Annotated in this window: 24 protein-coding genes; 7 read left to right on the top strand and 17 right to left on the bottom strand. The window is 68.7% G+C overall.

All coding sequences use genetic code 11. From position 1 onward, the window contains the following. Nucleotides 1–54: 54 nt before the first annotated feature. A complete protein-coding gene (locus tag ACWDSJ_RS24050) occupies nucleotides 55–2,319 on the bottom strand; it encodes a polyribonucleotide nucleotidyltransferase (protein ID WP_450034384.1) in 2,265 nt (754 codons plus the stop codon). A 361-nt stretch (nucleotides 2,320–2,680) separates the two neighbouring features. Beyond that, a complete protein-coding gene (rpsO, locus tag ACWDSJ_RS24045; RefSeq protein ID WP_040720363.1) occupies nucleotides 2,681–2,950 on the bottom strand; it encodes a 30S ribosomal protein S15 in 270 nt (89 codons plus the stop codon). Between the two features lie 198 nt (nucleotides 2,951–3,148). Here rpsO and ACWDSJ_RS24040 point away from each other — a divergent pair, with 198 nt between their 5' ends. Continuing rightward, nucleotides 3,149–3,967 (top strand): alpha/beta fold hydrolase, encoded by an 819-nt coding sequence (locus ACWDSJ_RS24040; RefSeq protein WP_450034382.1) that lies wholly within the window; start codon nucleotides 3,149–3,151, stop codon nucleotides 3,965–3,967. A 2-nt stretch (nucleotides 3,968–3,969) separates the two neighbouring features. Here the strand turns inward: ACWDSJ_RS24040 and ACWDSJ_RS24035 are convergent, their stop codons facing one another. Next, the gene (locus tag ACWDSJ_RS24035; RefSeq protein WP_450034381.1) at nucleotides 3,970–4,935 is read right to left on the bottom strand and encodes a bifunctional riboflavin kinase/FAD synthetase; all 966 of its coding nucleotides are present in this window, start codon (nucleotides 4,933–4,935) and stop codon (nucleotides 3,970–3,972) included. A 146-nt stretch (nucleotides 4,936–5,081) separates the two neighbouring features. Here ACWDSJ_RS24035 and ACWDSJ_RS24030 point away from each other — a divergent pair, with 146 nt between their 5' ends. Then, entirely contained in the window at nucleotides 5,082–5,807 is a 726-nt protein-coding gene (locus ACWDSJ_RS24030) for a metal-dependent transcriptional regulator (RefSeq protein WP_450034379.1), read from the top strand. A gap of 30 nt (nucleotides 5,808–5,837) precedes the next feature. Here the strand turns inward: ACWDSJ_RS24030 and ACWDSJ_RS24025 are convergent, their stop codons facing one another. The 4 genes from ACWDSJ_RS24025 to ACWDSJ_RS24010 form a co-directional block, all read right to left on the bottom strand. Then, nucleotides 5,838–7,019, bottom strand: a complete 1,182-nt coding sequence (locus tag ACWDSJ_RS24025; protein ID WP_450034421.1) for an RNA polymerase sigma factor — start codon at nucleotides 7,017–7,019, stop codon at nucleotides 5,838–5,840. After that, the gene (locus ACWDSJ_RS24020; protein WP_450034377.1) at nucleotides 7,016–7,360 is read right to left on the bottom strand and encodes a YciI family protein; all 345 of its coding nucleotides are present in this window, start codon (nucleotides 7,358–7,360) and stop codon (nucleotides 7,016–7,018) included. The genes ACWDSJ_RS24025 and ACWDSJ_RS24020 overlap by 4 nt, the downstream gene beginning before the upstream one ends. A 67-nt stretch (nucleotides 7,361–7,427) precedes the next feature. Continuing rightward, complete coding sequence (locus ACWDSJ_RS24015) at nucleotides 7,428–7,889, bottom strand: phage tail protein (protein ID WP_450034376.1); 462 nt, start codon at nucleotides 7,887–7,889, stop codon at nucleotides 7,428–7,430. Between the two features lie 149 nt (nucleotides 7,890–8,038). Beyond that, complete coding sequence (locus tag ACWDSJ_RS24010; protein WP_450034374.1) at nucleotides 8,039–9,091, bottom strand: epoxide hydrolase family protein; 1,053 nt, start codon at nucleotides 9,089–9,091, stop codon at nucleotides 8,039–8,041. 38 nt (nucleotides 9,092–9,129) lie between these two features. Between ACWDSJ_RS24010 and ACWDSJ_RS24005 the strand changes: the two genes are divergently transcribed. Then, nucleotides 9,130–9,690, top strand: coding sequence for a TetR/AcrR family transcriptional regulator (locus ACWDSJ_RS24005; protein WP_450034372.1), 561 nt, complete (start codon nucleotides 9,130–9,132; stop codon nucleotides 9,688–9,690). A 176-nt stretch (nucleotides 9,691–9,866) separates the two neighbouring features. On the opposite strand, the gene ACWDSJ_RS24000 is transcribed toward ACWDSJ_RS24005, so the two are convergent. The 6 genes from ACWDSJ_RS24000 to ACWDSJ_RS23975 all read right to left on the bottom strand — a co-directional run bounded on the left by ACWDSJ_RS24000 (nucleotide 9,867) and on the right by ACWDSJ_RS23975 (nucleotide 15,776). Next, nucleotides 9,867–10,517: a GntR family transcriptional regulator gene (locus tag ACWDSJ_RS24000; RefSeq protein WP_450034370.1), complete on the bottom strand. Its 651-nt coding sequence runs from the start codon at nucleotides 10,515–10,517 to the stop codon at nucleotides 9,867–9,869. 29 nt (nucleotides 10,518–10,546) lie between these two features. Next, entirely contained in the window at nucleotides 10,547–11,533 is a 987-nt protein-coding gene (locus tag ACWDSJ_RS23995; RefSeq protein WP_450034368.1) for an isopenicillin N synthase family dioxygenase, read from the bottom strand. Nucleotides 11,534–11,542: 9 nt separating this feature from the next. Further along, nucleotides 11,543–12,706 carry a nitrate ABC transporter substrate-binding protein gene (locus ACWDSJ_RS23990; protein ID WP_450034366.1) on the bottom strand — a complete coding sequence of 388 codons (1,164 nt, stop codon included), beginning with the start codon at nucleotides 12,704–12,706 and terminating at the stop codon, nucleotides 11,543–11,545. Between the two features lie 26 nt (nucleotides 12,707–12,732). Continuing rightward, nucleotides 12,733–13,512, bottom strand: coding sequence for an ABC transporter permease (locus ACWDSJ_RS23985; protein WP_450034419.1), 780 nt, complete (start codon nucleotides 13,510–13,512; stop codon nucleotides 12,733–12,735). Next, entirely contained in the window at nucleotides 13,512–14,297 is a 786-nt protein-coding gene (locus tag ACWDSJ_RS23980; protein ID WP_387356231.1) for an ABC transporter ATP-binding protein, read from the bottom strand. The genes ACWDSJ_RS23985 and ACWDSJ_RS23980 overlap by 1 nt, the downstream gene beginning before the upstream one ends. Before the next feature lie 159 nt (nucleotides 14,298–14,456). Continuing rightward, nucleotides 14,457–15,776, bottom strand: coding sequence for an amidohydrolase family protein (locus ACWDSJ_RS23975; protein ID WP_450034364.1), 1,320 nt, complete (start codon nucleotides 15,774–15,776; stop codon nucleotides 14,457–14,459). A 206-nt stretch (nucleotides 15,777–15,982) separates the two neighbouring features. Between ACWDSJ_RS23975 and npt the strand changes: the two genes are divergently transcribed. Together npt and truB are read left to right on the top strand one after the other, a co-directional pair. Further along, nucleotides 15,983–16,648 (top strand): 4'-phosphopantetheinyl transferase Npt, encoded by a 666-nt coding sequence (gene npt, locus ACWDSJ_RS23970; RefSeq protein WP_387356993.1) that lies wholly within the window; start codon nucleotides 15,983–15,985, stop codon nucleotides 16,646–16,648. Next, nucleotides 16,648–17,574: a tRNA pseudouridine(55) synthase TruB gene (gene truB / locus ACWDSJ_RS23965; RefSeq protein ID WP_450034417.1), complete on the top strand. Its 927-nt coding sequence runs from the start codon at nucleotides 16,648–16,650 to the stop codon at nucleotides 17,572–17,574. Before npt ends, truB begins: the two co-directional genes overlap by 1 nt. Before the next feature lie 154 nt (nucleotides 17,575–17,728). Here truB and ACWDSJ_RS23960 read toward each other — a convergent pair whose 3' ends face one another. Genes ACWDSJ_RS23960 through ACWDSJ_RS23950 form a run of 3 tightly spaced genes read right to left on the bottom strand, consistent with a single transcriptional unit; the run spans nucleotide 17,729 to nucleotide 19,861 of the window. After that, entirely contained in the window at nucleotides 17,729–18,388 is a 660-nt protein-coding gene (locus tag ACWDSJ_RS23960; protein WP_450034362.1) for a GntR family transcriptional regulator, read from the bottom strand. Continuing rightward, entirely contained in the window at nucleotides 18,375–19,109 is a 735-nt protein-coding gene (locus tag ACWDSJ_RS23955; RefSeq protein ID WP_450034360.1) for a maleate cis-trans isomerase family protein, read from the bottom strand. The genes ACWDSJ_RS23960 and ACWDSJ_RS23955 overlap by 14 nt, the downstream gene beginning before the upstream one ends. An 11-nt stretch (nucleotides 19,110–19,120) precedes the next feature. After that, on the bottom strand, nucleotides 19,121–19,861 hold the full coding sequence (locus ACWDSJ_RS23950) for a maleate cis-trans isomerase family protein (RefSeq protein ID WP_387356225.1): 741 nt from the start codon (nucleotides 19,859–19,861) through the stop codon (nucleotides 19,121–19,123). 88 nt (nucleotides 19,862–19,949) lie between these two features. Here ACWDSJ_RS23950 and ACWDSJ_RS23945 point away from each other — a divergent pair, with 88 nt between their 5' ends. Continuing rightward, entirely contained in the window at nucleotides 19,950–20,915 is a 966-nt protein-coding gene (locus ACWDSJ_RS23945) for a D-2-hydroxyacid dehydrogenase (protein WP_387356223.1), read from the top strand. A gap of 13 nt (nucleotides 20,916–20,928) precedes the next feature. Next, nucleotides 20,929–22,329 carry an amidase gene (locus ACWDSJ_RS23940; RefSeq protein WP_450034358.1) on the top strand — a complete coding sequence of 467 codons (1,401 nt, stop codon included), beginning with the start codon at nucleotides 20,929–20,931 and terminating at the stop codon, nucleotides 22,327–22,329. Nucleotides 22,330–22,372: 43 nt separating this feature from the next. Here ACWDSJ_RS23940 and ACWDSJ_RS23935 read toward each other — a convergent pair whose 3' ends face one another. Next, on the bottom strand, nucleotides 22,373–22,870 hold the full coding sequence (locus ACWDSJ_RS23935; RefSeq protein ID WP_387356219.1) for a DUF3830 family protein: 498 nt from the start codon (nucleotides 22,868–22,870) through the stop codon (nucleotides 22,373–22,375). Nucleotides 22,871–22,885: the final 15 nt, after the last annotated feature.

Raw genomic sequence — 22,885 nt, 5'->3', positions numbered from 1 at the left:
TCGCCGCCGACGAGCAAGGGGGTAGCGGTCTTCTTCTTCGTCACACCGAGCTTTCTACTCCGCACCGGCCTCCGCCGCAGCCGGGCTCTCGCTCGACTCGGCCTCCTCCTCGACGGGGACCAGCGAGATCTTGCCGCGGTTGTCGATGTCGGCGATCTCGACGCGGATCTTGTCGCCGACGTTGACCACGTCCTCGACCTTGCCGACCCGCTTGCCGTTGCCCAGCTTCGAGATGTGCACCAGACCGTCGCGACCCGGCAGCAGCGAGACGAACGCGCCGAAGGCCGTGGTCTTGACGACCGTGCCGAGGAAGCGCTCGCCGACCTTGGGCAGCTGCGGGTTGGCGATGGCGTTGATCGCGTCGATCGCGGCCTGCGCCGACGGGCCGTCGGTCGCGCCGACGAACACGGTGCCGTCGTCCTCGATGGAGATGTTGGCGCCGGTGTCCTCGGTGATCTGGTTGATGACCTTGCCCTTGGGCCCGATCACCTCGCCGATCTTGTCGACCGGGATCTTGATCGCGGTGACGCGCGGGGCGTAGGGGCTCATCTCGTCCGGGGTGGCGATGGCCTCGGCCATCACGTCCAGGATGGTCAGGCGCGCGTCGCGGGCCTGATTCAGCGCTCCCGCAAGGACTTTGGACGGGATGCCGTCGAGCTTGGTGTCCAGCTGGAGCGCGGTCACGAACTCGCGGGTGCCCGCGACCTTGAAGTCCATGTCACCGAACGCGTCCTCGGCGCCGAGGATGTCGGTCAGCGCGACGTAGCGGGCCTCCTGCACGCCCTGGTCGTTGGTGACGGTGTCCGACACCAGGCCCATGGCGATACCGGCGACCGGGGCCTTCAGCGGCACACCGGCGTTCAGCAGCGACAGGGTCGAGGCGCACACCGAACCCATCGAGGTGGAACCGTTGGAGCCCAACGCCTCCGACACCTGACGGATGGCGTAGGGGAAGTCCTCCTGCGAGGGCAGCACCGGAACCAGCGCGCGCTCGGCGAGCGCGCCGTGGCCGATCTCGCGCCGCTTGGGCGAGCCGACCCGGCCGGTCTCGCCGGTGGAGAACGGCGGGAAGTTGTAGTGGTGCATGTAGCGCTTGGAGGTCTCCGGGCCGAGCGAGTCGACCTGCTGGGCCATCTTCACCATGTCGAGGGTGGTGACGCCCAGGATCTGGGTCTCACCGCGCTCGAACAGCGCCGAACCGTGCGCGCGCGGCACCACGGCCACCTCGGCCGACAGCGCGCGGATATCGGCCAGACCGCGGCCGTCGATGCGGAAGCCGTCGGACAGGATGCGCTGGCGCACAAGCTTTTTGGTGACCGAGCGGAACGCCGCGCCGATCTCCTTCTCGCGGCCGACGAAGTCCTCGGCGAGGCTGGACAGCACCTCGAGCTTGATCTCGTCGATGCGCTCCTCGCGCTCCTGCTTGTTCGCGATGGACAGCGCCTCGCCGAGCGGGTTCTTGGCGGTGCCCTCGACGGCGGTGAACACGTCGTCCTCGTAGGGCAGGAAGACCGGGAAGTCCTCGGTCGGCTTCGCGGCCAGCTGCGCCAGATCCGCCTGCGCCTTGCACAGCCGGGCGATGAACGGCTTGGCGGCCTCGAGCCCTTCGGCCACAACGGTTTCCGTGGGCGCCTGCGCGCCGCCGTCGACCAGGGCGATGACGTTCTCGGTGGCCTCGGCCTCGACCATCATGATCGCGACGTCGCCGGATTCCACGACCCGCCCGGCGACGACCATGTCGAACACGGCCCCCTCGAGCTGCTCGGTGGTCGGGAACGCGACCCACTGGCCGTCGATCAGGGCGACGCGCACGCCGCCGACCGGGCCGGAGAAGGGCAGGCCCGCGATCTGGGTGGACGCCGACGCCGCGTTGATGGCGACCACGTCGTAGAGGTCGTTCGGGTCCAGGCTCATGACCGTCACCACGACCTGGACCTCGTTGCGCAGGCCGTCGACGAACGACGGGCGCAGCGGGCGGTCGATGAGGCGGCAGGTGAGGATCGCGTCGGTGGAGGGGCGGCCCTCGCGACGGAAGAACGAGCCGGGGATGCGGCCCGCGGCGTACATGCGCTCCTCGACGTCGACCGTCAGCGGGAAGAAGTCGAACTGGTCCTTGGGCTGCTTGCCCGCGGTGGTGGCCGACAGCAGCATGGTCTCGTCGTCGAGGTAGGCGACGACCGATCCGGCGGCCTGCTTGGCCAGGCGCCCGGTCTCGAACCGGACGGTGCGGGTGCCGAAGGTCCCGTTGTCGATCAGGGCGACCGATTCGAACACGCCCGGCTCGACCTCGATCGCGGAGCTGGTCACTGTGTCTGACATATGTCTGTTCTCAACCTCTCGTCTTCGCCGGATCCAGCGCCGTGCGGCGCGATCCGGCATTCGTCAGCCGTACCCGGCTCGGGCGCGCGGCAGCCCTCCTGGCTGCGGCGCGCACACCCGACCGGTTCCCCTTGGAACCGGCGACGCGGAGGCGGTCATCGATCGAAGCCCAGCGACAGTGATGTTCCTGCCGAAAGGCCACTACCGAAGACCGACGCCACGATGGCGGGTGCGTACGGCCGTGTCGTCCCGTCGCAGTGCGGCCGTAGGGTCCGCACACGCGAGAAGCCGACGGGAAGATTCTATGCCTTCCCGTCGGCTGTCCTGCGAACTGCCCGCGACAGCTCGTGTCCCGCGTCGCTCAGCGACGCAGCCCGAGCCGCTCGATCAGCGAACGGTAGCGCTCGATGTCCTTGTCCTGCAGGTACTTCGACAGCCGCCGACGGCGACCGATCAGGCCCAGCAGGCCGTGGCGGGTGTGGTGATCGTGCTTGTGCACCTTCAGGTGCTCGGTCAGGTCGGAGATCCGCTTGGACAGCAGCGCGATCTGGGCCTCCGGCGAACCGGTGTCCTTCTCGTGCAGGCCGTACTCCTTGAGGATGGCCGCCTTCTGCTCGGTGGTCAGAGCCACGAAATCACTCCTGTTGTTTCAGTCCGCGTTCGAGGGAAACCGGAAGTCCCGGGTGGGCGCCGCCGCGGACCGCAGCAAACCCGACGGATGACTCTACCCGATCGAGAGGCGGGGCTCGTCTTTACCCCACACGTAATCGCTTTCCCTACCTCCGGCTGCGACCGTTGTATTCACCGACGCAAGGAAAGCGAGAACGAGATGCCCTACTTCACCACCACCGATGGAACCACGCTGGCCTACGAGGAGTACGGGACGGGTCCGGTTCTGGTGTTCCTGGCCGGGTGGTCGCTGAACACCGAGATGTGGGATCACCAGGTGCCGTTCTTCGTCGAGCAGGGGTATCGGTGCGTGCTGCTGGATCGGCGCGGGCACGGGCGGTCGGATCGGCCCGCGGGCGGGTACGACCTCGACACCCGGGCCGACGACGTGGCCGCGCTGTTCGAGCATTTGAACCTCACCGATGTCACCCTGATCGCGCACTCCGGGGGCGGTGCGGAAGCGGTGCGGTATCTGTCGCGGCACGGGCAGGATCGGGTCGCGAGGCTGGTGCTGCTGGCGGCGGCGGTGCCGAGGCTGCTGTGGTCCGACGATCATCCGACGGGCGTGCCGCGGGCCGCGCTCGAGGCGTCGATCGCCGCGCTGCGGGCCGATCGCCCGGGGTGGATGGCCGACCGCGCGCAGGGCTATTTCGCCACCCATATCGGCAACAAGGTGTCGACCGCCTTGGTGGACAACGAGATTCGCCGCTGTCTGAGCGCCACGCACATGGCCGCGCTCGAGGTCCAGAAGTGCATCGCCTTCGACGACCTGCGCCCCGAGCTGCCGTCGATCACGGTTCCGGTACTGCTCGTGCACGGCCACCACGACCAGTCGATCCCGATCGACCCGACCAGCCGCGTCGCGGTCCGGCTGTTCCCGAACGCCACGCTGAAGGAGTTGCCCACCGCGGGGCACGGGATGTACGTGACCCACGCGGCGGAGGTCAATCAGGACATTCTGGAGTTCACCGAGGCGTGAGGCTACTTGTCCTCGGCGAGCACCTTGCGGGTCTGCTCGACGTCGCGGCCGATGGCGTGCACCAGGTCGTCGATGGTCGAGAAGGCCCGCTGGCCGCGCAGATGTTCGACGAAGTCGACGGCGACGTGCTGGCCGTACAGGTCCACATCGGCGTCGAGCACGTACGCCTCGACCGTGCGGGTGCGGCCGGAGAACGTCGGATTGGTGCCGACCGACACCGCGGCCATGGCCCGCTTGCCCGGCAGCACGGTCCCGACGGTCTTGCCGGGGCTCAGTACGGTGAACCAGCACGCGTACACCCCGTCGGCCGGGATCGCGGCGTGCATGGGCGGGGCCACGTTCGCGGTCGGGAAGCCCAGCTCCCGGCCGCGGCCGTCGCCGTGCACCACGACGCCCTCGACCCGGTGCGGGCGGCCCAGCGCGTCGGCGGCCGCGGCCATATCGCCCGCGTCGACGCAGGAGCGAATGTAGGTCGAGGAGAACGTGACCGCGTGCTCCCCCACCAGCCGCACCCCGTCGACCTCGAAACCGAAGCGGGCGCCCAGTTCTCGCATGGTCTCCACCGTGCCCGCGGCCTTCTTGCCGAAGGTGAAGTTGTCGCCGATCACCACCTCGGTGACGTGCAACTTCTCCACCAACAGGTCGTGCACGTACCGCGCGGGGGTGAGCTTCATGAACTCGTGGGTGAACGGCATGACGAGGAAGACGTCGATGCCCAACTCCTCCACCAGTTCCGCCCGCCGCGTCAGCGTGGTCAGCTGCGCGGGGTGCGATCCGGGTCGCACCACCTCCATCGGGTGCGGATCGAACGTCATCAGAACCGAGGAAACCCCGCGCGCCGCAGCGGATTTCACGGCACGATTGATCAGCTGGGCGTGTCCGCGGTGCACCCCGTCGAACACCCCGATCGTGAGCACACACCGGCCCCAGTCCGGGGGCATCTCCTCGAGACTTCGCCATCTCTGCACACCCGGCAGCCTACGCAAGCCAGGTCACGGACAGCATTTCGCGGTGCGGATGTTCACAGCCCGGTACGCCCCGCATCAACCCGATCGTCACGCCGCCGTCACCGGCCTGCGGGCCGCGCGCGTTGATGTGGGAAACCGACCGAGGTGTGCCTAAGCTCGTTGACGTGCCCGGAAAACGACCCCCCACCCCGCCCGAAGGCGGAGCGACCGTCGCCCCGGCCCTGTCCTCGGTCGCCCAGGATTACCTGAAGGTGATCTGGACGGCCCAGGAATGGTCGACGGAAAAGGTGTCGACGAAGTTGCTGGCGGAGCGGATCGGGGTGTCGGCTTCGACGGTGTCCGAGGCGGTCCGCAAACTGGCGGACCAGGATCTGGTCGAGCACGCGCGGTACGGGGCGATCACGCTGACCGAGAAGGGCCGCTTGGCGGCCATCGCGATGGTCCGGCGGCATCGGTTGATCGAGACGTTCCTGGTCAATGAACTCGGGTACGGGTGGGACGAGGTGCACGACGAGGCCGAGGTGCTGGAGCACGCGGTGTCGGAGACGTTGATGGCGCGGATCGACGCGAAACTCGGCCACCCGGACCGGGATCCGCACGGCGATCCGATCCCCTCGGCGGACGGGGCGGTGCCGACCCCGGCCGCACGGCAGTTGAGCCGGTTCGAGGCCGGGGAGTCGGGGCGGGTGGCCCGGATCGCGGACTTCGACCCGGCGATGTTGCGGTATTTCGATTCGGTGGGGATCGCGTTGGATACGCCGATCACGGTGGTGGAGCGGCGGGATTTCGCGGGGACGATCGCTATTCGGTTGGGGGACAGGACTATTGATCTGGGGAGTCCGGCGGCTGAGGCGATCTGGTTGACGCACTGAGCCGCCCGCCGCGCGTGGATTGAATCGGCCTCATGATCGCGGGAGTTCCGACCGTCGACGCTCGAGCAATCGGCGCTCGGGTTCGGTGACGGTCAGGCTCAGGGCGCGGGTGTACGCCTCGTGTGCGGCTTCGGTACGGCCGAGGCGGCGGAGGAGTTCGGCTCGGGTGGAGTGGAGGTAGCGGTAGCCGTCGAGGGTGAGGGAGTCGACGAGTTCGAGGGCTCGTTCGGGGGCGCCCGATTCGGCGATGGCGACCGCGCGGTTCAGGGTGACGATGGGTGAGGCGGTGATCTGTTCGAGGCGTTCGTAGAGCAATTCGACTTGACGCCAATCGATTTCGGGTTCGGACTGGAGCGAGGCGATCGCGGCTTGGAGGACGTATGGTCCGGTGTTCGAGTGGAGTGCCAGCGCGCGATCGAGCGCGGCGCGGCCCGCGTCGATCTTGGCGTGGTCGTGGAGTGAGCGGTCCTGCTCGGCGAGGGGGATGAGTTCTCCGTCGAGAATCCTTGCGGCGCGGCGGGATTCGTGCAGGAGCATGAGGGCGAGCAGGCCGTGCGCCTCCGATTCGTCGGGCATCAACTCGACGAGGAGGCGGGCGAGGCGGATGGCCTCGGTGGCGAGGTCGGGGCGGTCGGTGTAGCCCTCGGTGAAGATCAGGTAGATGACCTTGAGGACCGCGGCGAGGCGGTCGGGGAGGTTGGGGTCGGCGGGGACGGTGAAGGGGATGGCGGTGGCTTTGATCTTCGTCTTCGCCCTGGTGAGGCGGCGTTTCATCGTGTCTTCGGAGACGAGGAAGGCACGCGCGATCTCGGCGGTCGAGAGGCCGCCCAGGGCGCGGAGGGTCAAGGCGACCTGAGCTTCGGTCGCCAGCGCGGGATGGCAGCAGGTGAAGATCAACTCCAGTCGTTCGTCGGTGATCGTGCTGTCGTCGAGGTCGATGTCGTCCATGTGCGGAGCCGCCGAATCATGGTGCAGCAGTTGGTATTTGGCGGAGAGCGTGCGCGCGCGTCGCAGCCGGTCGATGGCCAGGTTGCGGCCGGTGGTCACCAACCAGGCCACCGGATGCCGCGGCACGCCGTCGCGGGGCCAGCGCTCGGCCGCGACCGCGAACGCCTCCTGGGCGGCCTCCTCGGCGAGATCGAAATCGCCGAGGAAGCCGACCAGGGACGCCAGGACTCGGCTCCACTCGCGCCGGAAGACGTCCTCGATCAGAACGAGTCCTCGACCGGGATGTTCACCAGCGGGCGGACCTCGACCGCCCCGCCCAGCCGGATGGCGGGGATCTGCTTCACGAACTCGAGGGCGTCGTCCAGGTCCGTCGCCTCGATGACGTAGTAGCCGCCGAGCACCTCGCGCGTGTCGGCGAACGGGCCGTCGGTGACCATGGTCTCCCGCACGGTCGTCGCCGTGTCCGCCCCTTGCAAATGCGCCCCGGCGAGGCAGCGCGGATCGTCCCGCAACGCCAGGTACGCCGCGTTGACCGGCCCGTACTCCTCCGGGCTGAGCGCCTCGTGGCTACCGGCCTTCGGGTAGATGAGCAGTGCGTACTTCATGTGAGCCTCCTTCGGTGGATCTTCTCTCGTCATGGAGACGAACGCGAACCACCGATGGGGACAGGGTTCAGTACTGATTCTTGATGACGAAGTAGGACCCGCGAATCGTCCCGGCCAGCTTCGACTTCTGCCGCGCGAACTTGAACGCGCCGAGCTCGGGCGGGACGTCCATGCCCTCGGAGAGCTTGAAGCCCACGGCACGCTTCCCGGCGTCGTCGAGCGTGTACAGCACGTTGATCGAGAGGCCGTTCTGGTAGAAGACGTACGCCCAGCGGATACCGTCCACGTGGAGCTCCGTCGCCTCGAGGGGTGGCGAGGAGATGACGATGCCGCGCTCCTCCTCGAGGATTCGACTCACCCAGTCGACGATCTCCTTGGCGTCGGCCGCGGGTTCGACGGTGAAGTCGACGTCGTACTTGTTCTTGAAGTAGCGGGCCTCGTTGGCGCGCAGACCGGCGAGGGCGTCGGCCACGGGAGAGGATTCGAGGCCGGTGGTGGAGACGTTCTTGAAATCCACTGTGTAGGGCATGGGCGAACTCCTCATCGCGTCGTCAAGGGGCCGGGGAGGCTTTCACCGCGGGTATCCGGTCGAACTCTACAACCTCGCGACCGAGCTGCCGGGGAGCGTATGCCGCGTCCCGGGGGCTTGTCTCGAAAACCGCACGGCCCCTGCGTCTTTCACGGTTTCGACGGGATGTGTGCGAGTTCGATCGCGTGGCGCAGATCCGCGACGTAGGCGTCGGGTTGTTCCCAGGCCGCGAAATGGCCGCCCGCGGGGTGTTCCAGGTAGTGGCGGACGTTCAGGAACTCCTCCACATAGCCGCGTGGCTCGGGCTTGATGTCGTGCGGGAACACCGAGAACACCGTCGGCGTGTCGATGCGGCCCGGGAGGGCGAACGGTTCGGTGTAGGTGGCGAACGAGGTGCCGATCGTGCCGGTGACCCAGTAGGCGGTGACCCAGGTGAGCAGGTCGTCCGTCGTGAAGGCCGCCCCGTCGGACCAGGACTCCAGTTTCTCGACGAGCCAGGCGGCCAGGCCCGCGGGCGAGTCGCCGAGGGCGACGGCGAGGGTGTTCGGCCGCGTCGACTGCTCCGCGATATAGCCGCCCTCGGTGCGGAACCACTGCCCGGTTCGTCCGAGGTAGGCCGCCGCCTCGGGCGCGAGTCGCGCTGGGTCGGCCGTGAGCGCACGTTGCGGGGCGACGTTCGTGAGATGCAGGGCGGCCACGCGGTTCGGGTGCTCGGACGCGAGCAGTTCGGCGACGGTGCCGCCGATGTCGCCGCCGGAGAGGATGTATCGCTCGTAACCGAGTTCGGCGAGCGCGGTCGCGATCACGTCGGCGATCCGCGCGGCCGACATGCCGGGTGTGGTCAGCGGGGCGGCGAACGGGAAGCCCGGCAGGGCGGGAACGATTACATGCACGTCCGTGAGCAAGGGGAGGACGCGCTCGAAGCGCAGTACCGAATCGGGCCAGCCGTGCAGCAGGACCACGGCCGGGGCGTCGGGATCGGCGGTTCGGCGATGAATCGCCCGCAGCTCGGTGTCGCCCGAACCCGTTGCGATCCAAGGGTATTCGCGGATTCTGCGCTCGTGCACGTCCCAGTCGTACCGATTCGCCCAGTGATCGAGCAGGTTGTCGACGCGGGTGCCGCCGACGCCGCGCGTGGCGTCGTCCTGCCACGGGGTGCTGACGCGTCGCGTCCGGAGCAGGCGGTCCCTCAGTTCACGCATGTGTATGAGCATACACATCGATGTGTATGCTCATACACATGTCTTCTCGTGACGCGGCGGCGACCAAGCAGCGGATTCTGGAGCAGGCACAACGCAAGTTCGCCGAGTTGGGCTACGGCGCTGTCACGGTGAAGGCGATCGCCGACGCGGCCCGCGTATCCCCCAACCTCATCACGCGCTATTTCGGCGGCAAGGACGGCCTGTTCCTCGCGGCCACCCAGGCCCGCATCCCGGTCGCGAACTCCTTCGACGGCGACCCCGGCACGCTGGGTGCGCGGCTGGCGGCGAGCATTGTGCGGAGGTGGTCCGACTTTCCTGGGCAGGATCCGCTGTTGGTACTGCAACGAGCCTCCGGTGAACGGCCGCAGGCCGCGGAAGCGCTGGCCGCCTTTCTGGATACGAATTCGCTTGCGCCCCTGTATGATTACCTCCGCGCCAACGGGCTCGACGAGACCGAGGCCCGCCACCGGGCCGCCGCGATAGATGCGCTCGTTTTGGGCGTGTCGACCCGCCGCCGTATCCTGCGTTCGGAACTCGGCGACCCGGGCGAGTTGGAGGCTTGGCTTGGGGCGACTATCCAACGGCTGGTGAATGGGTGAGGTGGTCCTCCGCCCTCGCGAGGTAATCAGGAATCAACCGCGCCTGGCATCACAGAGCCGAAAGCCGACGTACAGGCTTGGACGAACGCCTGGAACGCGACCCAAACCCTTCGTAGGGACACGGCCCTCGCCGCGTCGAGCCCCGGCACCGCCCGCGGCGACACGGCCCGCGCCCGTCAAGCGTCCGCGCGGCCCAGGCGGGTGATCAACCCGAGTACATGGGCCTCGGCTGCCGCGCGGGCGTCGGCGGGGTTGCCGGACTCGAGGGCCTCGACGATGCGGCGGTGTTCGCGGAAAGCGGTGCGGCGGTTGCGGATCGAACGCCACAGGTCGCCGCGGTAGAGGTGGGTTTGTGCTTCCAGGCGCGAAAGCGCTTCGCAGAGGGGGCGGTTGGCCGAGTGGTCGCGGATGAAGGCGTGGAATTCGACGTCGAGACGGGCGTCGCGGGGCGGGTCGGGGGCGGCGAGCAGGTTTTCCTCCTGCTCGGCGAGGATCGCGGACAGTTTGTCGAGGTCGGGTTCGGCCAGTAGCGGCGCGGCCTCGGCCGCGGCCAGCCCGTCGAGTACCGCCCGCACGGACAGTACGTCGCGGATCTGCCGATCGTCGAGCGCCGCCACCCGGGCCCCGGCGTGCGGCACCGCTACCGCGAGCCCCTCGTAGATCAGCTGCTGCACCGCCTCCCGCACCGGGCTGCGGCTCACCCCCAGCCGCGTCGCCAGCGCCGGAACGCTCAACGGGGTGCCGGGCCCCAACTCGCCCGACAACACCAGCTGCCGGATCTGCCGGTGGACGGACGCCCCGAGCAGCGCGGATTCCGATTCGGTCAACGAGACGATCCTTTCGCTTCCGCGCCACGCTACCCGTTCGCCCGATAGTTGGCCGCGACCCGCTGGGCGAGGAATTCGGCCGCCGTCACCGGCGGATACGTCCCCCGCGGCCCCTGGATCACCGCGTCCCGATCGGCCTGCGCGAAGTAGGCGATGCTGTACCGGTCGCCCTGATATTCGCCCGCGCCCGGACTGCGCACCCGATGGAAGTTCGACGGCAACCCGTCATCGCTCCACCGGGTGAGCATGTCCCCGATATTGCAGGTGATCAACGCCGACGACGGCGTGATCGACGTCCACTGCTGCTCGGCCATCTCCTTGCCCGGACACACCTGCAACCCGCCCTGCCCGTCCCGCTGGAAAAGCAGTGTGAGGCAATCGAAATCGGTGTGCGCACCGGCCCGCCACCGCCCCGGCACACCCTGGAGTTCCGGAGGCACGGCGAAGTAGTGCAACAGCCGTAGCGTGCTTTGGTACTGCTCCGATGCGGGATCGTGCGCCCGCGTGAAATGCTCCCGCTCGAACCCCAGCCGATCGGCGAAACAGGACAGCACCCGCATCGCCACCGCCCACGCCCGATGTTCGAAATCCAGCATGGCCGAACGGAATCCGGCCAGCTCCGCCTCGCTCGGCCACCGCCCGTCCATATGCGGCCGGGTGATTTGATACGACTCCTTCTGATCCGGCACCCCGATCGACGGCCGCACCTGACTCAGGCTCTCCCACCCCGCGTTGTCGGCCTTCACCAGCGGATACCGCGCCTTCACCGCCTCCGGCAGCGCGAAGAACGCCTCGGTCCGCGCGAAGACGTCATCGATCAGCGGCAACGGAATGCCGTGTCCGGCAAGCTGAAAGAACCCGATCTCGGTCGCCGCCGCCCACAACTGCTCGGTGATCTCGCCGCGTCGCTCCTCGAAGTCGGTCAGGTCGATGATCCGGATCTCCCGGGCGTCGGTCTCGCCACCGAGCCCGCCCATCCGCTTCTCCCGCGACACCTCGGACAGGTCGTAACTCATTGCGCCTCCTCACTTCCCGACCGATACGGTCGGATCCAGAAATTCCTTGGTCACCAGGTCGCTCGCCCGCAACCCGTCGGGCACGCTCGCCCCGCCCCGCCGCAGGATCGGCGTGAACTCGTCGATGACCCGCTGCACCCGCCCCTCGTCGAAACTGCCGAGCACCCCGTCGCTGTCGTCCCCGATCAGCCCGCGCTCGATCAGCGCCTTCGAGCCGTAGGCGGCCAGTCCCGCGCTGTAGGGCGTGAAATTGGCGCTCTTGGACACCACATCCACCACCACGTCGTTCACCGGCCCCGGATCCGACCGGAACCGCGCGGTGGCCCGCTGGATCATCGGCACCAGCCGCGCCAGGCACGCCCGCAGCCGATCGATCCGATCCGCGCGCACATTGACCGTCCGGGCATACCCCTCGTACCCGACATCACGCAGCAACTGATAGCTCACCGGTTTCCCCCACGCCCGCACCTCGTGCTCGTACACGTACGGCTCCGAATTCACGAACCCCTGCTGCGCGATGGACGGCCCCGCCACGAACCGCGACGGCGCGTTGTCGTACGACGCGTCGATCTGCGACGCCCGGATCAGTCCCCGCCCCACCAGCCAGTCCGGATACAACTGCCCCTGCGAAACCACAACGGGCGCACCGGATCTGCCGATATCGGCGATGGAATGCCAGTCGGGATGGGTCTTCGGATCCCACATCAGCAGTTGCGGGCTGTCCCGCAGCAGCGTCGTCACCGCGACGATCCGCTGCGACGCCGCCGCGGCCAGCGACTGCTCCGAATGCGCCAGCCCCAGCGTGATGTTCTCGTCGACGTACATCTGCGACGGCACGGTCTGGAACCCGATCGCCGGGCCGCCCGCGCGGATCTCCAGCTTCACCCCCGTGTCCTTGCCGTCGGCCACCAGCGGCCCGACGACCTTGTTGTGGTCCGAATCCACCCGGTACCCGGGCCCGAGTAGCCCGAAGATCGGCCCGGAATCGGTCTCCGGCTCCCATTGCAGTTGCACCACAACGGTATTCGGGCAGACCGTGTCGAGCCGCTGTTCGGGCGGCGCGGGTTCCAGGGCGACCGCCGGGCCGTCGGTGGCGGAATCCGAACAGCCCGCCACGGCCAGCAGGGCCGCGCTGAGCGCCGCGACGCCGAGTCGGCGCAGAGATGTATTCATCGATACTCCAAGGTTTTTCGAACGAACTAACGGCCGGAGGCGTGCCAGCGGCCGACGGTGAGCCGCTGCGCGGCGGTGAACACGGCGAAGACCACCACCCCGAACAGCGCGGCGAGCAGCAGCGCGGCCAGCAGGTCCTCGGATTGCAAACGCGCCCGATACGTGTCGAGCAGCGTGCCGATCCCGGGCCGCCCCTGCGCGAAGAAGATGTCGCCGATGATCGCGCCGGTCACCGACAATCCGGCCGCCGTGCGCAGGCTCGTCATGATCGACGGCAGCGCGGCGGGCAGTTCCAGCGCGACCAGCCGCCGCCATCGGCTCGCGCGACCGAGGGTGAACAGCTCGCGCAGATTCCCGTCCACCGACTGAATGCCGAACAGGGTCATCGCGATGATCGGATGCACGGCGATGAGCACGCACACGATGGTGCGGGCCGCGGTCCCGTAGCCGAACCACAGTCCGATCAGCGGCACCACCGCGAGCACCGGAATGGCCTGCAACACAACGGCATACGGATAGACCACCCGCTCGACCGGTTTGGCCTGGCTCATCAGCACCGCCACGGCCACCCCGATCACCGCCGAACAGGCGAGCCCGGTCAGCGCCACCTGCGCGGTGACCCCGAGGGCCCGCAGCATCACCCGCAGTTTCACCGGATCGAACAGTGCCTCGGTCAGTACCACGTGCGGCGGCGGCAGCAGGAACCGCCGATCCGGCGCCAGGATCACCAGCGACACCGTGTACCACGCCGCCAGCGCCAATCCGATCGACACCAGCGCGGTGGCCGCCCTGCGCAGCACGATCATCAGCACGCCTCCCGCAGCGAATGCGATGTGCGCGCGACCAGATCGGTGAAGGCGCTGTCGAACCGCAACTCCCGCTCGCGCGGGTACGGCAGATCCACCTCGATCACCTCGTGCACCCGCCCCGGCCGCGCGGTCATCACCACCACCCGCGAGGCCAGGAACACCGCCTCCGACACCGAATGCGTGATGAACAGCGCCGTGAACCCGTTGTCGCCGTACAGCCGCAGCAGCTCCTCCTGCATGTTCAGCCGCGTCATCTCGTCCAGCGCCCCGAACGGCTCGTCCAGCAGCATCAACTCCGGTTCCAGCGACAGCGCGCGCGCCAGCGACACCCGCATCCGCATGCCGCCGGAGAGCTGACCGGGCAGACTCCGCGCGAACTCGTCCAGTCCCACCGCCGCGAGCGCGCGAATCGCCCTGGCGCGCCGCGTCTTCCGATCGACCCCGCGCAACTCCGCGGACAGTTCGACATTGCGGAGCACGGAACGCCACGGGAGGAGTGTGGCTTCCTGGAAGATGAACCCGATCGAATCCGTCCGCACCGCGACCGATCCGGAGCTGACCCGTTCCAATCCCGCGGCCAGGCGCAGCAGCGTCGACTTACCGCACCCCGACGGTCCGATGACGGCCACGAATTCGCCGTGCCGGACGTCGAGATCGATGTCGTCGAGGGCGAGCGTGCCGCCGGATCCGTCGAATCGCTTGGTGGCGTGGGCGAAGGACACCTCGAGCCCGGACAACAATGTCCTCGCGTCGGCGTCGCGCACCGTGTCGTAGAGCGTCACCGTTGTTGTTCCTTACTCTCGTGAGCTCCGCAGGATGGCCGCGCCCCGCCGCCTCGGCGGGTGCTCCTCGACCACTCATGACGTGCAATGTGTTCGTGAAACCAGTGTCTCTGCGGAGGATTACATGCAATCGCTGAGAAGTTTCGAAGTGATTAACTGTCAACGCATGTCGAGCAGGCGGGCCGTCAGTTCGGCCTCGTCCACCCGCGTGCTGTGTCCCGACCGGAGTACGGGTTCACCGTCGATACACACCGTGTCGATCACCCGCGGCGACGCGGCGGTCAGCAGCGTCGCGCCCGGATCGAGCACCGGCAGGCAGGCCGGATCGCGATCGAAGCGCACCAGGGTGAAGTCGGCGGTATCCCCGACGCCCAGGCCGGGTTCGGCAGCGGGCTCGCCCAGCGCGGCCCGCCCGCCCCGCGTGGCCATCCGCATCATCTCGTCGAACCCCAGCAGATCGGCCCGGCGATGGACGACCCGTTGCAGATAGGAGCCCATCCGCAGGGCGAGCAGCATGTCCTGGGTGTCATTGCTGGCCGCCCCGTCCACACCGAGCCCGACATCGATTCCAGCCGAACGCATTTCGGGAATCGGCGCGACGCCGCTGCCGAGCCGCATATTGCTCAGCGGATTGTGCGACACCGCCACCCCGCGCTCGGCGAACACCGCCCGGCCGGATTCGTCGAGCCGCACGCAGTGCACGGCGAGCGTTCGGTCCCACAGGAATTCGGCGCGATCGAGGTAGTCCACCGCCGAGCAGCCCGCGTGCTGGCGGCACATGTCCTCGTCGGTGTCGGTCTCGAGCACGTGGATCGACACCGTCTTCCCGGTGCGCCGGGCGTAGTCTCCGACCGCGGCCATGCCGTCGGGTGTCAGACAGCGCGGATTGGGCACGGCGAGTGCGGTTCTGATACGGGAACCGGTCAGGCGGGCGTCGAGCGCGTCGACGTGCGCGAGCACCTCCGGCAACGGCTGCATCAGCCGTGGATCCAGACCCCACTTGCGGGTCGGATCGGCCCGATCGGCGACGCCGCGGCCCAGCACGACCCGGATGCCGAGTTCGTCCAGGGCGCGAATCATGGCCTCGTGCACGGCTTCCGAACGATTCGGCCACATGTGCTCGACCACCGTGGTGACGCCGCTGCGCAGCAGTTCCAGACCGCCCGCCAACCCGGCGAGATAGGTCTGTTCGGGCGTGGCCGACACCATGTGCTCGCCGACCCGATGCAACCAGGCCAGCAGCGGCAGGCCCGCGCCGATGCCGCGCAGCAGCGACTGTTGCAGATGGGTGTGGGTGTTCACGAACCCCGGAACGAGATGTCCGCGGGTCGGGTGGTCGTCGCCGCCGAAGTCGATCGCGGTGATCACGCCGTCGTCCACGGTCACGGTACGGGCGGGTCGCCATTCGGGTCCGGACGAGGTACGGGAGTAGACGGTGACATCGGTGACGACACACGACTGGGGCTGGTTGCGCACCAAGCGGCATTCCTCCTCGGAAATGCGGCTGGTTCGCTCACCGGGTCCGGCGATTCCCGTCGCCCGTTGCAGCCATGAGCGACGTGCGGGTCAGCCTAACGAGCGGGTGTTGCGGCGGTGTAAATCTCTCGCCGCGGCGCGTTAGGCTCGTGGGGGTAGGCAGGTTGACGGAGGAGGCGGTCATCGAGGAGCGGGCGAACGCGGCTCGGATCATCGGCAGGATTCTGCCCGCGGGCGTGGCCGCGGCCGAGCTGACGCGGTATCCGGAGGAGCTGAAGGCACATCCGGGGGAGGAGCACCTCATCGCGCAGGCCGTGGAGAAGCGGCGTCGCGACTTCATCGGCGCCCGGTACTGCGCCCGCGCGGCGCTGGAACAGCTGGGCGAGCCGCCGGTGGCGATCGGCAAGGGCGAGCGCGGCATGCCGCTGTTCCCGCGCGGCGTCGTGGGCAGCCTCACCCACTGCGACGGCTATCGCGCGGCCGCCCTCGCGCATCGGCTGCGGTGGCGTTCGATCGGCATCGACGCCGAACCGCACGACACCCTGCCCGACGGCGTGCTGGATTCGGTGAGCCTGCCCGCGGAACGGGAGTGGCTGAAGGGCGCGATCCCCGCGGTCGGGCTGCATCTGGACCGGCTGCTGTTCTGCGCGAAGGAGGCCACCTACAAGGCGTGGTTCCCGCTGACGCTCCGGTGGCTCGGGTTCGAGGACGCGCACATCACCTTCACCATCGACGACACCGGTTCCGGCGGTTCCTTCCACAGCCGGATCCTGGTCCCCGGGCAGACCAATGACGGTGGCGCGCCGCTGGTTTCGTTCGACGGGCGCTGGCTGATCAGCGACGGGCTGATCCTGACCGCGATCGTGGCCGGGTGATGGCCGAGACCCGCACCCCGCTGGTCGACCCCTTGGGCGGCATCCTCGTCATCGACAAGGACAGCGGCCGGACCAGTCACGACGTCGTCGCCCGGTGCCGGAAGATATTGCGCACCAAGAAGATCGGTCACGCCGGGACCCTGGACCCGATGGCCACCGGCGTCCTGGTCCTCGGTGTCGAACGCGCCACCAAGATGCTCGGCCTGCTCACCCTCACCACCAAGGCGTACACGGCCACGATCCGCCTCGGCCGATCGACCGTCACCGACGACGCCGAGGGCGAGCCCGTCGCCACCACCGACGCCGCCCACCTCACCGATGCCGAAATCGCCTCCGGCATAACGGCTCTGACCGGCGACATCCAGCAGGTCCCCGCGACCGTCAGCGCCATCAAGATCAACGGCGAACGCGCCTACGCCCGCGCCCGCTCCGGCGAGGACGTCCAGCTCGCCGCCCGCCCCGTCACCGTCTCCCGCTTCGACCTCCTGCAACGCCGCGACATCCCCACGGACGCAACGACTTTCGTCGACCTCGACGTCGAGGTCGAATGCTCCTCCGGCACCTATATCCGCGCCCTCGCCCGCGACCTCGGCGCCGCCCTCGGCGTCGGCGGCCACCTCACCGCTCTCCGCCGCACCCGCGTCGGCCCCTTCACCCTCGCCCACGCCCGCACCCTCGACCAACTGGGCGAAAACCCCACCCTCAACCTGGACCTCGACGCCGCCGCCACCCTCTCCTTCCCCCACCGCGAAATCTCCCCCCAGGAAGCCGACTCCCTCCGCGACGGCCGCTGGCTATCCCCCATCGGCCTCACCCCCATCCACGCCGCCCGCACCCCCGACGGCAAGGTAATCGCCCTCCTGGAAGAAAAGGGCAAACGCTCCTCCCCGATCTTCGTAGTCCGCCCCCGCGGTTTGATCGACTGACCGCCGGGGTTCCGTCCCCCTTGCCATATCTACTCCCGGCCCCACCGTATCCCCGCTGTCGCCCACCGTATCCCGCTGCGGCCTTTCCTCCTCCCCGCCGCGCCCCCACCCTGTTCCCCGCCGCGCAGCGCAGCGCGATGCGCGGCGGGGACCCTCAAGGCCGACCCCGCAACCTCTCCACCGCATCGTGCATATGGTCCACCAGCAACTTCCGAGCCCGCCCCGGATCCCCACTCCCGATCGCCTCCCGCAGATCCACATGCTCCTGGGCCTGCACCCGTACATCGGCGTAGGTGGTCTCCAAAGCCCCCAGGCACATGCGGGTCTCGATGAACAGCGTGCGCGCGGCCCGCGTCAGCCGGGGGCTGCCCGCGCTCTCGACCAGCGCCTCGTGAAAGCTCTGATCCGCGTCCGAGACCCCGGCGGCATCCCCGGCCGCCGCGTATGCGAGCATGGCCGTGACGCTGGATTCCAGAGCGGCGTAAGCGATCTCGCGTCGCCCGTCGAGAATCAGCTCCAGCGCCCCGCCCTCGAGGGCCGTCCGCGCCCGATACACGTCCACCACATCCTCGAGCGACAACTCGATGACGAAGATCCCGCGATGCCGCACGCTGTGCAGCAACCCCTCCGACACCAGCCGCTGCATGGCCTCCCGCACCGGCCCCCGGGACACGTCGAACTGCGCCGCGAGATCCGCCTCCACCAGCTGCGCGCCGGGCGCCAGCGCGCCCCGCGAGATCGCCGTGCGCAGCCGGTCCGCGATCATCTCCGCCGTGGACTGCCGGTTGACCGGCTCGAACTCAATCACCGGCATGGATCAGCCTTTCCGCGAACAATCTCCCCAGACCGGGCGCCGCGTCGGGGACGGCCCCGGCCAACCGCAACCCCTCCCAGATGGTGACCTGATTCGCCGTCAGCACCGTCTTCCCCAGCGCCGCTTCCAATTCCGGCAGCACCTCGAGGGTGTGCATGGCGGTGTCGGGTATGAGCAGCGCCTCGGCGTCGGGATGATCGTTGGCCACGGCCAGTTCCAGCACCTGCGGCGCGGTCAACGTCCCCACCTCCGCCGCGGTGTCGATCCCCGCGCTCGACATCGACAGCACCGAAACACCCTCCCGCGCAAGGAATTCCACGAACAGCCGAGCGACATCGCCCGGATAGCTCGCGCACACCGCCACCGACGAGATCCCCAGCGCCCGAGCGGCGTTCACGAACGCGAAACTCGTGCTCGACGCCGGAACCCCGGCCGCCTCGGCCAACCCGCGCACCTGCTCCCGCGCCCCGTCCACCCCGTAGACGAAACTCCCCGACGTACACGCCCACACCACCGCGTCCGGTCGCCGCGGCGCGAGCAGCTCCGCCCCCTTCCGCAACTTGTCCGGACTCCCCAGATCCAGCAGCTCCGGCACCGCGTGCAGATCGGTCCCGTAGATGTGCGCCACCGGCAGCTCCACCCCCAGCAGCCCCGCCGCCCGCGGGTAGTCGTCCTCGGCGGCGTGGTCGGGGTAGATGAATCCGATTGTCGCGGTTGACATCCGCACTCCCTTCAGAAGACGTCCTGGAGCCAGCGCCCGGGCCCCATCATGGGTAGTTTCATCCGGCCCAGGCAGGCCCACATGGTGAGCTGGTTCGCGGTGAGCACCGGTTTGCCGAGCGCCTGCTCGAGCGGTTCGACCACGTCGTAGGTCGGCAGATTGGTGCAGCTGACGAAGATGGCCTGCGAACGCGGATCGTCGGCGTTGAGGATGCGCTCGGCGATGGTGCGGTAGCTGACCTTCCAGATGCCGCCGCCCAGCCCCAGATGGTTCGACCGGATCACCTCGCATCCGGCCTCGCCGAGGAACTCGTGCAGTTTGTTGGTGAGGATCTCGTCGTAGGGCGTGATCACCGACAACCGCGTCAGATCCAGCGCCTGGATCGCCTCCACCAATGCCCCCGAGGTGGTCACCGCGTCCCGCGCCCCCGCGCGACGAATGGTGTCGCACAACGACTTCTCATACGCCAGCCCCTTGATGAAACTGCCCGAGGTGCACAGATACGCGATCACCTCCGGTTCGACATGCAGCACATTGCGCGTCGCCGCCGTGAGATGCGTTGCGTCCGAGACCAATTCGGCCATCTCCAGTGACACCGGCACCGGCTCGTAGGGGGTGCGCGCCAGATGCAGGCTCACCTCCAGCGGCGCCCAGCGCCACAGTTCCCGTTCCAGGGCCAGGTCGAAGGGGGCGATGATGCCGATCCCCCGCTGCGCGACCGGACCGTCGATGTCGGGAAAATTCAGTTCCACGAGGTGGGCCCCTCTCGCGTCCAGCCGGTAGTCCTCCGCACACGATCGGATTGTTGACAATCATACGATGCGTTCATAATGTGTCAATATGGTTGAGGGCCCGACAGTCACCGTACTGCACGACGGCGCCCGGCCCGACGCGACGCTCATGGGCCCGGTGGCCGACCGAGCCACGATCCGTCACGCCACCTCCGACGAACTCGCCGCGGCGCTGCCCGGCGCCGACGTCCTGTTCGTGTACGACTTTCTGAGCACCGCGGTCCCGGCCGCCTGGCCCGCCGCCGACCGGCTGCGTTGGGTGCATGTGGGCGCGACCGGTGTCGACGCGGTGATGTTCGACGAACTCGTCGCGAGCGAGGTCGTCGTCACCAACACCCGCGGCATCTTCGACCGTCCCATCGCCGAATACGTGCTCGCCCAGATCCTCAACTTCGCCAAGGACCTGCCCGAATCGCAACGGCTGCAACGACAGCACGTCTGGCGGCATCGCGAATCCGAAAGGATCGCGGGCGCATCGGTTCTCGTGGTGGGCACCGGCCCGATCGGCCGCGCCATCGCGCGGCTGCTGCGTGCCGTCGGTATGCGGGTGCGCGGTCTGGGCCGCACCGCTCGCACCGGCGACCCCGATTTCGGCACCGTCGGCATCGATCTGTTCGCGGAGTTGCCGCAGGCCGACTACGTGGTGGCGGTCGCCCCGCTCACCGCGGCGACCCGGCACATGTTCGACGCGCGCGCGTTCGCCGCGATGAAGCCACATGCCCGTTTCATCAACGTCGGTCGTGGGGAACTAGTAGTGACAGACGATCTCGTCGCCGCTCTGCGCGCCCGTGCGTTGGCGGGCGCGGCGCTCGATGTCGTCGATCCCGAGCCGTTGCCGCCAGGGCACGCGCTGTGGGATCTGCCCGATGTCCATGTCACCCCCCACAATTCCGGCGACTTCTTCGGCTGGCGCGACGAGATCGTCTCCGTGTTCGCGGACAACTTCCGGAAGTGGATCGACGGCCGGCCACTCGACAACGTGGTCGACAAGCGGCTGGGTTACGTACCCGGCTGAAAGGGAGTCAGCTATGGCCCACCCCGACAAGGAACTGCCCACCGATCCCGCGGCGATGACCGCGGTCGAGCTGGTCACCGCCTATTCCTCCGGCACCCTGTCGCCGGTGGAGGCGACGAGATCGGTGCTCGACGCCATCACCGAACGCGACGGCGCGCTCAACGCGTACTGTCTGGTCGATCCGGAACGAGCCCTGGTGCAGGCCAAGGAATCCGAGGCGCGCTGGCATTCCGGTCACGTGCAGGGCCTGCTGGACGGGGTGCCGATCTCGATCAAGGACATCTTCCTGACCGAGGGCTGGCCGACCCGCCGCGGCTCCACCTCCATCGAGGCGGATGTGCCGTGGCCGCTGGACAGTCCGGTCACCGCGCGGCTGCGCGAGGACGGCATGGTGTTCCTCGGCAAGACGACCACGCCCGAGCTGGCGTGGAAGGCGGTCACCGACAGCCCGCTCACCGGCGTCACCCGCAATCCGGCCGACCCCTCGAAGACCTCCGGCGGTTCGTCGGGCGGCAGCGCGGCGGCGGTCGCGGCCGGGATGGGTCCGGTGTCGGTGGGCACGGACGGCGGTGGGAGCGTGCGCATTCCGGCGTCGTTCTGCGGCATCGTGGGTTTCAAGCCGACCCACGGGCGCATCCCGCTGTATCCCGCGAGCCCGTTCGGCCCGCTCGCCCACGCCGGTCCGATGACCCGCACGGTCGAGGACGCGGCCCTGCTCATGGACATCCTCGCCCTGCCCGACCCGCGCGACCCCACCGCGCTCGCCCCGCCGCTGACCACCTTCCGGGGCCAGTTGCAGCGCGACGTGCGCGGGCTGACCGTCGCGTACTCGGCCTCCCTCGGCTACGTCGAGGTGGACCCGGAGGTGGCGTCCGTGGTCGAGGCCGCCGTCACCCGGCTGGGCGAGGCGGGCCTGCGAGTTCTCAACGCGGACCCCGGTTTTCGCGATCCGCTCGAGGCGTTCGAGCAGATGTGGGCGGCCGGCGCCGCGACCATGCTGTCGAAATTCCCGGAAGGATCGCGGGACCGGGTCGATCCGGGCCTGGGCGAGATCTGGGACCGCGGCCGCGAACTCTCCGCGGTGGACTACCTCGACGCCCGCGCCGTCGCCGCCGAGGTCGGCATCGTCATGGGCGCCTTCCACACCGCACACGACGTGCTCATCACCCCGACGGTCCCGATCCCCGCGTTCGAGGCGGGCCACGACGTGCCCCCGGGCAGCGGCCTGCGCAGCTGGCCCGAGTGGACCCCGTTCACCTACCCGTTCAACCTGACCCAGCAGCCCGCCATCAGCATCCCGGTCGGGACGACGTCGGCCGGGCTGCCGGTGGGCATGCAGATCGTGGGGCCGCGGCATTCGGACGATCTGGTGCTGGCCCTGGCGCGGTTCGCGGAATTGGTTCTGGCGGAATGATTTCCGGGCGGTGCACGACGATCGTGCACCGCCCGATCGTTCGCTAGTCGGCGCGGGCGAAGGCGAGGGTCTCGCCCTCGACGCCGCGCAGCCACAGGTTGTTGCAGGCCGTCGCCAGGTCCGGCAGGCCCTCCTCGATCGTGGCGAAGACGCTGCCGGGCACCCAGCCCAGATCGCCGTTGATCAGCAGGTTGTTGCGTCCGTAGAACAGGGCCAGGTCGGTGGCGCCCTGGGCGTCGTGGGCGGCGGAGCCGGGTTCGTAGCCGTAGGCGGGGTTGCCGATCTCCCACGGCTCGAAATCGAACAGGCACACATCGCCGGGAATCGGTGTGACCGTGGGGTTTTCGCGGCGCGGGGCCGCGGTGATGCGGGGGACGAGGGTGTAGACCTCGTTGCGGGCGTATTTGGCGTGGAAGGCGTCGCCCTCCTGTGGCAGCGCGTTCCAGACTGCCTCGCAGGTGTGCGGGGCGTCCTCGTCGAGCAGGCGGGCGCGGCAGGTCACGCCCGCCTTGGTGAGGGTGATCGTGATGTAGCGAGGCATTCGTAATCTCCTGTC

It is taken from the genome of Nocardia sp. NPDC003482 (genome assembly GCF_053588115.1).
The sequence above is the reverse complement of the archived record's forward strand: the minus strand, read 5'-3'. Positions and strand labels throughout refer to the sequence as shown.

What these genes read in the sequence shown, in the direction of transcription:
- ACWDSJ_RS24050 (WP_450034384.1), bottom strand. Translation starts at nt 2,319, where the DNA reads ATGTCAGACACAGTGACCAGCTCCGCGATCGAGGTCGAGCCGGGCGTG.
- ACWDSJ_RS24040 (WP_450034382.1), top strand. Translation starts at nt 3,149, where the DNA reads ATGCCCTACTTCACCACCACCGATGGAACCACGCTGGCCTACGAGGAG.
- ACWDSJ_RS24020 (WP_450034377.1), bottom strand. Translation starts at nt 7,360, where the DNA reads ATGAAGTACGCACTGCTCATCTACCCGAAGGCCGGTAGCCACGAGGCG.
- ACWDSJ_RS24015 (WP_450034376.1), bottom strand. Translation starts at nt 7,889, where the DNA reads ATGCCCTACACAGTGGATTTCAAGAACGTCTCCACCACCGGCCTCGAA.
- ACWDSJ_RS24010 (WP_450034374.1), bottom strand. Translation starts at nt 9,091, where the DNA reads ATGCGTGAACTGAGGGACCGCCTGCTCCGGACGCGACGCGTCAGCACC.
- ACWDSJ_RS24005 (WP_450034372.1), top strand. Translation starts at nt 9,130, where the DNA reads ATGTCTTCTCGTGACGCGGCGGCGACCAAGCAGCGGATTCTGGAGCAG.
- ACWDSJ_RS23995 (WP_450034368.1), bottom strand. Translation starts at nt 11,533, where the DNA reads ATGAGTTACGACCTGTCCGAGGTGTCGCGGGAGAAGCGGATGGGCGGG.
- ACWDSJ_RS23990 (WP_450034366.1), bottom strand. Translation starts at nt 12,706, where the DNA reads ATGAATACATCTCTGCGCCGACTCGGCGTCGCGGCGCTCAGCGCGGCC.
- ACWDSJ_RS23985 (WP_450034419.1), bottom strand. Translation starts at nt 13,512, where the DNA reads ATGATCGTGCTGCGCAGGGCGGCCACCGCGCTGGTGTCGATCGGATTG.
- truB (WP_450034417.1), top strand. Translation starts at nt 16,648, where the DNA reads ATGGCCGAGACCCGCACCCCGCTGGTCGACCCCTTGGGCGGCATCCTC.
- ACWDSJ_RS23960 (WP_450034362.1), bottom strand. Translation starts at nt 18,388, where the DNA reads ATGCCGGTGATTGAGTTCGAGCCGGTCAACCGGCAGTCCACGGCGGAG.
- ACWDSJ_RS23955 (WP_450034360.1), bottom strand. Translation starts at nt 19,109, where the DNA reads ATGTCAACCGCGACAATCGGATTCATCTACCCCGACCACGCCGCCGAG.
- ACWDSJ_RS23945 (WP_387356223.1), top strand. Translation starts at nt 19,950, where the DNA reads ATGGTTGAGGGCCCGACAGTCACCGTACTGCACGACGGCGCCCGGCCC.
- ACWDSJ_RS23940 (WP_450034358.1), top strand. Translation starts at nt 20,929, where the DNA reads ATGGCCCACCCCGACAAGGAACTGCCCACCGATCCCGCGGCGATGACC.
- ACWDSJ_RS23935 (WP_387356219.1), bottom strand. Translation starts at nt 22,870, where the DNA reads ATGCCTCGCTACATCACGATCACCCTCACCAAGGCGGGCGTGACCTGC.